Raw genomic sequence first — 4,040 nt, forward strand, 5'->3', positions numbered from 1 at the left:
CTCTCATACCATGGTAACACTCTATCATTTCTAATCCTCCATTTAATATTATCTTAATTTTACTAAATGTAAGATTAAATCTCAACTATTACAGCTAATTTTTGTATATCTTTATTTTCTACGACTTCACTAATAATTTTACTGGCAAGTACTTCAAGCGTACTAGTGATATATTCTTCAGATTGTAAATATTGTTGAATAGGGTCTAGAGTAACAATATTTTTATTCAAAGTATCTAATCTACTATCTACGTTTTTTATATCAACTATTTTACCTTTTACTGCCGCCGGTATCTCAGTTACTTCATCGTTTTTTTAATTTTTTCAATAGTATCATTTATATTAGTTATAATCTCTGCCATATAATACTCATTATTAAGTTATTTGATATAATGTAACCAAGTTATCAAACTTCTTAAAAATTCGCAACTATATTATCATATAAATCATTATTTACTATGCCCTGACTGTTGCCCACTCTCTTTACTTTTATTAAGTTTATCAACATGAGATATAGGGGTTGATATAGAAGACTTATAGCTTTGGGATATTGTTTTATTTTGCTCCTTACCTTGCTCTTTTTTTGCTGTTACGATATTGATTTCTTTATTTGGTGCTTGTTTTTCTCGTTGCAGTTCTTCCGATAAATTTTTCATATCTATATATAAACTATTACTTTTTTCAAAGTTAGCGACTGCTTTATCTATATTTTTTGAGCATAATCCGTACCGGTAAAAACTGCTACTATTCTTTGCCATAGCTTAGGTTTGGCTACCCTTTGTAATTCTAATGCTATACCTTCTCCTTTTCCGTGTACAGTTAAATATCCAAGTTCTAGCTCTGATAGTACTTTTTTAGTACCGTTAACAAGTGCAGGATTATTGCTCTCAAGTAATGGGGCAAAATTTTTGATAATTTCTCTACCTTGCTCTGTCATTTTTTCAGGAGGTAGTTTACTTATTGCCGGTAGTAATGAATTTATTATTTCACTTTCATTTACTCCTGCTCCTTGAATTATATCTATTCCTTGCTTTATGTTTTTATTTGTTTCAATATTTTTTTCAAGAAACTTGCATAATTTATCTATTGTACTTTTAAAAGCATTTTGAACCTCAACCTGGTCCGAAGTTAATGTAGTTTGTTGTAAATCTATATTCTTATGAGCTTTCTTAATTAATTTTTCAGCCTCTGATATTGTTTCTTCAGAAATTTCAACTGTTTCTTTTGTTACTTCATCATAAAAAGGTTTATCTAATTTTTCTTTAACTCTTTTTAAGAGTTCTTCTCCATATTTTTTACGAGGTATTTGTTCATCATCTACACTCATTTCTATTAAAGCACTTTCAACAGCGTTTTTATAAGCTTTTGCTTGTACTTTAACAGTTATATGATCTGCTACTCCATCAAATGATATTGGAAAGTCTTTAATTATAACTTCATTTTTAGCTACTAATTTTTCATATATATCTTTTTCTTTAGGCAATAAATTTATAGTATATTTTTATTTTCTTTCAATAAATCAGCTAATTTTTGTATTTCAGTATCATTAAGATATTGATTTGCTACTTCAGGAGAGTACAAAGTTATAGCTGCTCCTACAGCTTGTAAATGTAGGTCTTGCCTTTTGATTAGAGAAGGCTCTTTTAAAGCCAGCGTTACTTTTTCCTCTAGTTTTCTTATTATCCCTGCTGCACTATCAACTTGATATTCAAAAGCAGTTTTAAGTTTCTCTTGTGGTCTATCAGGTATTAGCTCCTCGGCCATATCATTTCCTCTATTAATTATTATTAATTAAATTAGATAATAATTAGTTAAAGAATGTAAACCAATTTAAAATTTATAAATGAAAATTAATTAAACTTATAAAAAGAATTGTATTTTTTCATAGAAGAGGTCCTAATCGTAATTTCATCAGGGATTTCGGTTATGAACCTTGAAGGGTAAGAGCGGACTATTTCATAAAATATTTTTCTGCTTTCGGCGTGGGTAATGTAGAGATCTTTTTTGGCTCTCGTAATACCGACATAAGCAATGCGGCGTTCTTCTTCTAAGCCTTTTTCGCCGTCTTCGTCTAGGGATCTTTGAGATGGAAATACCCCCTCTTCCCAGCCCGGTAAAAACACCACGTCAAACTCAAGCCCTTTAGCTGCGTGCAGGGTCATTATAGTAACAGAACCACCGTAATTAGTTTCAAGCACTTCATTTTCCATAACTAAACTTGAATGTTCGATAAAATCATGAATATCGTTAAATTCGGCAATAGCTCTAAGCATTTCGTTAACATTTTCGATTCTACCGAATGCTTCTTCGGTTTTTTCTTCTTGAAGCATTTTAAGATAACCGGAATCATCAAGTATTGCTTTAACCACGTTTATTGGAGCATCTATACTAAATCTTTCGTGCCAATTATCTATTTTAGTCACCAAATCTTTTAGAGTTTCATATGGTTTTGCTTTAATCTCGCCCATTTCCAACATTTCTTTAATGGCTGCGAAATTAGAAATATTTCGCTCAAGTGCATAGACTCTAATTTTATTTAAGCTAGCTGCACCTATTGCCCTTTTCGGCACATTTATAATACGCTCAAGTGCTAGATTGTCATTTTGATTCAAAGATATACGGATATAAGCAAGCACGTCTCTTATTTCCATACGTTCATAGAACCTCAAACCTCCTATAATTTTATAAGGTATAGCACTATTTATAAACGCTTCCTCAAAACTTCTTGTTTGAAATCCGGCTCGTACTAATATTGCAATATTGCCGGCATTATATCGGTCTTCTCTCACTAATTTATCTATTTCGCCGGCTATATATCTTGCTTCTTCTTTATCACTCCAACAAGAGATAATTTTTATCTTTTCACCGCTTTCCCTATCCGTCCATAACGTTTTACTGTGACGGTTTTTATTATTATTAATAACATTGGAAGCAGCAGCAAGTATCGGCAAAGTTGATCTATAATTCTGCTCTAACTTAATAATCGTTGCACCTGCAAAATCTTTTTCAAAGCGTAATATATTACCGACTTCCGCTCCTCGCCAACCATAGATAGATTGATCATCATCCCCTACACAGCAAATATTTTTATATAAACTTGCGAGCATTCTTGCCCATAAATACTGGACAACGTTAGTGTCTTGATATTCATCGATTAAAATATAACGATATTTTTCCTGGTAATATCTTAATATTTCAGGATTTTTAATAAAAAGCTCATTATTATAAAGTAGCAAATCTCCAAAATCTAAAACATTAGAAATAAGTAAATTTTTCTGATATTCTTCGTATACAAGTTTTGCCACCCTCTGCAACGGTAAATTAGTATCTGATGCTGATAGTGTACTTGGTAATAATCCTTGATCTTTCCATCTCGAAATTATGATATGTATTAATTTAGGAGCATATTTTTTAGTATCGATATCTTTTAGTTTTACTATATCTTTAACTAGTTTTAATTGATCATCATGACTAATAATAGTAAATCTATTATTTAAACCAAGATTTAAATGCTCAATTTGGTCACGTAATATCCTAGCTGCCATTGAGTGGAAAGTGCCTATATTAAGACCGTAGCAATTAATGAGACCGTTAACTCTTTCAGTCATTTCTTTAGCAGCTTTATTAGTAAAAGTAACGGCTAGAATATTTTGAGGTGAGGCTAAATTTTGGTGAACAATATTAGCTATTCGTGAGGTAAGTACCTTTGTTTTACCTGTTCCGGCACCTGCAAGCAATAAAAGCGGTCCTTCAGTATGAAGAACTGCTTTTTGCTGTTGTGGATTTAATGTATGTATGAAATCTTGATTATTTAACATTATTATACAATTTGCATATTGTTAGACCGTAGTTGTCATTCCCGCGTGGCATTGTTACATAGATACCAAAACCGTCATTCCTGCAAGACCTTGTTGCGTAGATATAAAAAAAAGTAGCTGCGAACTAAGAAAAGTAGTAAATCGACAAAAAACTTAACCACAAGTGTGTATGTCAAAGCTACAAAAAGTTTGCAACTGGAAAGAATATAACAGAAGTTTAAAG

At 31.5% G+C, this 4,040-nt stretch carries 4 protein-coding genes and 1 pseudogene; all 5 read right to left on the reverse strand.

The genetic code is table 11. The features are described 5' to 3' along the window. Positions 1-95: 95 nt before the first annotated feature. Positions 96-361 (reverse strand): annotated as a pseudogene (locus KYQ89_RS03930) (hypothetical protein); the annotation flags it as partial. Between the two features lie 87 nt (positions 362-448). After that, a complete protein-coding gene (locus KYQ89_RS03935; RefSeq protein WP_256621275.1) occupies positions 449-757 on the reverse strand; it encodes a hypothetical protein in 309 nt (102 codons plus the stop codon). Next, entirely contained in the window at positions 703-1,482 is a 780-nt protein-coding gene (locus KYQ89_RS07795; RefSeq protein ID WP_256621276.1) for a hypothetical protein, read from the reverse strand. Before KYQ89_RS07795 ends, KYQ89_RS03935 begins: the two co-directional genes overlap by 55 nt. Positions 1,483-1,487: 5 nt before the next feature. Further along, complete coding sequence (locus tag KYQ89_RS07800) at positions 1,488-1,763, reverse strand: hypothetical protein (protein ID WP_256621278.1); 276 nt, start codon at positions 1,761-1,763, stop codon at positions 1,488-1,490. Between the two features lie 86 nt (positions 1,764-1,849). Further along, a complete protein-coding gene (pcrA, locus tag KYQ89_RS03950) occupies positions 1,850-3,817 on the reverse strand; it encodes a DNA helicase PcrA (RefSeq protein ID WP_218460500.1) in 1,968 nt (655 codons plus the stop codon). Positions 3,818-4,040 lie beyond the last annotated feature (223 nt).

This window comes from Rickettsia sp. TH2014 (genome assembly GCF_019249195.1).
GTDB lineage: Bacteria > Pseudomonadota > Alphaproteobacteria > Rickettsiales > Rickettsiaceae > Rickettsia > Rickettsia felis.